Here is a 4,852-nt window from a genome sequence, read left to right as displayed (position 1 = left end):
GCCCAATTGTATCTCTAAAATACTTTTGGGCTTTTTTTTGGGCTTTACAGCATCCTTAATTAAAACTATTGAGAGAACTTAAATTAACCCAAAAAAAAATCCGTCATCAAGATATCAAAATATGATTTTAGTTTTCTTAAACAGACAAAATTACCATCGATAGGATATTCTTATCTATAGGATATCACATTCAGAACCCAATTACAATTGAAAATTTTCTTTAAAAATGATTTCAATATGATATGTATTGAAAAGTGAAATACAAACTAAAAAATGAATTATTAAAACCACAATTGTATAAAAGAGCTCTTTTTGTTAAAACAGCATAAATGAAAGCATCACGCGAAAATATAATTTGTTTAATAATTTTACCTAATAAATTAAACAATTAAAACTTTTAAACACAAAAAACCGAGCTATTTCTAGCTCGGTTTACTACAATTAAATATAAAAAAATGGAATTAATCTTTTGAAGATTTCACAGCTAGGTTATAAATAACCAAACCAAAACCAATTTTATTTATTGCATCAGCAATATTGTAAGCTACATCAATGTTACCTTCTGGTATAATTCCGTTGTACCAACCTGTAGTACCCATCATGTATCCTAATGGATAAATAGACCAACCTACAAGTACGAACCAACATAAAATTTTGTGTGCTTTTTGTACTTCAACTCCAGCTGCCGCAGCAAGTTTTGATGCTTCACCAAACCAAATTTCATACACAATAGCAAAATATGCTACTCCTGAAACTGCACCCCAAAAAGCAGCGCTATCTGGTGCAACAACTTCTCCAAAATAACCCGTAACTAACATAATTACAGAGTAGATAATCATTTTCCATAATAAAGATTGTTTTGCTCCAGCTACCTTTAAAATTAAGTAAAACTCTAAACACATTAATGGCACTGTTAATACCCAGTCAACATAACGAAAGAATGTTGGTGATTCACCAAATGAAGCCCAATAATCTCTCATGTAAAAATAATGCACTGCTGCAATGAAAGTAATTAAACCTGAAACTAAAACTGATGTACGCCATTTTTTATCAAACTGGCTCAGTGATAAGAAGAAAAAAGCTGATGCGGCCATCATAGCCATACAGCCTACAAAAAAAGTAAACCCTACATAATCTGTTGGTAACATTTTTCCAACTAGTCCTGAAATAAACATAAAATTTGTCATAAAAATAGTTTTTAATATTTTGTTTAACCAAATATACAAAAACTTAGACATACAAATTAATTTTTGTTTAATTATTTTTATGTAATTTTAAACAATAATTAATTTTTATGAAAAATTATTCAAATATCGCAATTGTAGCAAGCTTTTTCGGACTATGGATTGATTCTTACCTTACAAGCCAATTTCAAATAATTCTCGGTTTTTTCTTAATATTTACCTTCGGAATATTGCATGGCGCCAATGATATTCTTTTAATTCAGCATTTAAATCCTGACCAAAAAAAGAACTCTCAAAAAAAAACACTTCTATATTATGTTACAGTTGTACTTGTGGGTGTTTTATTATTCTATACTTTACCTCAAGTTGCCTTAGTTCTATTTATTATAGTTAGTGCATACCATTTTGGCGAACAGCAATGGCATAGTGTTAAAACCAAACTCAATAATTTAGTTTGTATTATGTTTCAGTTTTTATACGGTTTAGTTTTACTGTTACTTTTATTCTATTTTCACAGCAACCAGGTTCAAGATATTGTAAATAAAATTACGCATGTGATGGTTCCTTTAGTTGCATTCACTATAGCTTTACAAATCACGGCTTTACTATTTGGACTTTATATTTGTTACTTGTTCTGGAAATTTGAATCCTTAAGAGGTAAAATTGCTCTAGAAATATTCTTTTTAATACTATTTGCAATACTTTTTAAGGCTTCTAGTTTAATCTGGGGATTTGCTTTATATTTTGTATTATGGCATAGTATTCCATCTATAATTGACCAAGTAATCTTTTTAAATGGTTCATTCAGTATAACACACTTTAAAGCCTACTGCAGAGCTGCTTTTATCTATTGGTTCGTTTCCATCATAGGTATAGCCGTTTTGTTTTTTATTTGTAAAGACGAGCAGTTTTTTAATGCACTTTTTTTCTCATTCTTAGCTGCCATTACTTTTCCGCATGCAGCAGTCATCGCTAATATGTCAAGTGAAGAAAAAACCAACACTCTATAAAACAAAAAAACCGAGTAATTGCTTACTCGGTTTTAATATCAGGATAATTTTAAATCAATTTGAAATGATATCTAAATTGATTTCCATTTATAATATGGTATAAAAATTATTTTACTTCTTCAAATTCTACGTCTTCTACGTTGTCTCCTTGAGTAGCTTCACCTTGTGGTTGCTCTCCTTGTGGTTGTTCACCTTGAGCGTACATAGCCTCAGTAGCTGTTTTCCAAGCTGCATTGATGTTATCAAGAGCTGTTTGAATTGCAGGAACATCTTGAGACTGGTGAGCCATTCTCAATTCAGTTAATGCATATTCTACTGCTACTTTATGATCATCAGCTAATTTAGAACCTAATTCTTTCAATTGAGTTTCTGTTTGGAAAATCATAGAATCAGCTTCATTAATTTTCTCCGCTTTCGCTCTTAAAACTTTATCAGATTCAGCGTTAGCTTCAGCATCTTGTTTCATTCTTTCGATTTCTTCAGAAGTTAATCCAGAAGAAGCTTCGATACGAATATCGTGAGATTTACCAGTTCCTTTATCAGTTGCAGATACTTTGATGATACCATTAGCATCAATGTCAAAAGTTACTTCAATTTGTGGAACTCCTCTCGGTGCTGGTGGAATACCGTCTAAGTTGAAACGACCGATAGTTTTGTTATCAGCAGCCATTGCTCTAGCTCCTTGAAGAACGTGTAATTCAACAGTTGGTTGAGAATCAGCAGCAGTTGAGAAAACTTGTGATTTTTTAGTTGGAATAGTTGTGTTAGCTTCAATTAATGTAGTCATAACACCACCCATAGTTTCGATACCTAAAGATAAAGGAGTAACGTCAAGTAACAATACATCTTTTACATCTCCAGAAAGAACTCCACCTTGAATAGCTGCTCCAATTGCAACAACCTCATCAGGGTTAACTCCTTTAGACGCTTTTTTACCAAAGAATTTCTCTACTTCGTCAGCAATTCTTGGCATACGAGTAGAACCTCCTACAAGGATCACTTCGTCAATATCAGAAACAGATAAACCTGCATCTTTTAATGCTCTAGCTACAGGAGCCATAGAACGTTTTACTAAAGAATCAGATAATTGTTCGAATTTAGCTCTAGATAATTTTTTAACTAAGTGTTTTGGTCCAGAAGCAGTAGCTGTTACGTAAGGTAAATTGATTTCAGTCTCTGCAGAAGAAGACAATTCAATTTTAGCTTTTTCAGCAGCTTCTTTAATACGTTGCAATGACATTGGGTCTAAACGCAAATCAACACCTTCTTCTGATAAAAACTCATCAGCTAACCAGTCAATGATTGTTTGGTCAAAATCATCTCCACCAAGGTGAGTATCACCATTAGTAGACAATACTTCAAATACTCCGTCTCCTAATTCAAGAACAGAAATATCAAATGTACCTCCACCTAAATCGTATACAGCAATTTTTTGATCAGTACCTTTTTTATCTAATCCGTAAGCTAATGCAGCTGCAGTAGGCTCATTAATGATACGCATAACTTTAAGACCTGCAATTTCACCAGCTTCTTTTGTAGCTTGACGTTGTGCATCATTAAAGTAAGCAGGAACAGTAATAACTGCCTCAGTAACTGTTTGACCTAAATAGTCTTCAGCAGTTTTTTTCATTTTTTGAAGTGTCATAGCTGACAATTCTTGAGCAGTGTATAAACGACCATCAATATCCACACGTGGTGTATTGTTGTCTCCTTTTACTACACTGTAAGGAACTCTTTTTGCTTCAGCCGAAACTTCACCAAAACCTTGTCCCATAAAACGTTTGATAGAAGCAATAGTCTTAGTTGGATTAGTTACTGCTTGTCTCTTAGCAGGATCTCCTACTTTGATCTCTCCACCTTCAACAAAAGCGATGATAGATGGTGTTGTTCTTTTACCTTCTGCATTAGGGATAACAACTGCTTCATTACCTTCCATTACAGAAACACAAGAGTTGGTAGTACCTAAATCAATTCCGATTATTTTACCCATTTTAATTATATTTAATTTTTATTTTATACTTTTTTAAAGGCTCGAAAAGCAATAGTCAATCTTTGTGCCAACATTCTGTCAGTATGAAAAATGTCAGTTTAGCTCCTAAATGGCGGAAAAATTGCTGACAACTTGACATTTTACTTTCACTTACCCATTTATACAATAAACTAGACAATGAACTGAAAAGTCCCAAAAATTATTGACTAATGAACTTTTAGTTTAAAAATTATGAACAAACTTTTGAGTTTAGTCTAAAAATGATACTTCATTTTAATCTAAAAAAACACCATTAACATAAAACCAATCTCCATTTTCATTTACAAACGTTGAACGTTCATGATGAATATGACTTTTATTATAAGCATCCTTATAATAGGCCTTAAACTCCACAATAGTAGGTGTAGATTCAATTATTTCTAGTCCAAGCCATGTATTGCTTTTTGCCCACTGCAAAATATCATCAAAAGGATGCAATGCTCTTGTATGAGGAACTGTAGTTGCAACGAGATAAGCAGCATTATGGGTGGCATAAGCGCTATACCTTGATCGCATCAACTCCTCGGCAGAAATAGCTTTTACACTTTTACTTATTATTGGTCCACAACATTTTTCAAATGATTGTAAAGTTCCACAATGACATTTATCTGTACTCATAAATTATTATT

Annotated in this window: 4 protein-coding genes; 1 reads left to right on the top strand and 3 read right to left on the bottom strand. The window is 32.5% G+C overall.

Annotated elements, in window-relative coordinates; translation table 11 throughout:
- Positions 1-461: 461 nt before the first annotated feature.
- The gene (locus tag FPG59_RS13920; protein ID WP_086455186.1) at positions 462-1,187 is read right to left on the bottom strand and encodes a bacteriorhodopsin-like; all 726 of its coding nucleotides are present in this window, start codon (positions 1,185-1,187) and stop codon (positions 462-464) included.
- A 107-nt stretch (positions 1,188-1,294) separates the two neighbouring features.
- On the opposite strand from FPG59_RS13920, the gene FPG59_RS13915 reads away from it, so the two are divergent.
- A complete protein-coding gene (locus tag FPG59_RS13915) occupies positions 1,295-2,194 on the top strand; it encodes a Brp/Blh family beta-carotene 15,15'-dioxygenase (protein ID WP_086455185.1) in 900 nt (299 codons plus the stop codon).
- A gap of 106 nt (positions 2,195-2,300) precedes the next feature.
- On the opposite strand, the gene dnaK is transcribed toward FPG59_RS13915, so the two are convergent.
- Both dnaK and FPG59_RS13905 read right to left on the bottom strand, forming a co-directional pair.
- On the bottom strand, positions 2,301-4,184 hold the full coding sequence (gene dnaK / locus FPG59_RS13910; RefSeq protein WP_086455184.1) for a molecular chaperone DnaK: 1,884 nt from the start codon (positions 4,182-4,184) through the stop codon (positions 2,301-2,303).
- 273 nt (positions 4,185-4,457) lie between these two features.
- Positions 4,458-4,841 (bottom strand): YchJ family protein, encoded by a 384-nt coding sequence (locus tag FPG59_RS13905; RefSeq protein WP_086455183.1) that lies wholly within the window; start codon positions 4,839-4,841, stop codon positions 4,458-4,460.
- Positions 4,842-4,852 lie beyond the last annotated feature (11 nt).

The sequence above is a fragment of the Flavobacterium sp. FPG59 genome (genome assembly GCF_002150205.1).
In the GTDB taxonomy this organism is placed as follows: Bacteria; Bacteroidota; Bacteroidia; order Flavobacteriales; family Flavobacteriaceae; genus Flavobacterium.
This window is presented reverse-complemented; position numbering and strand designations above follow the sequence as displayed.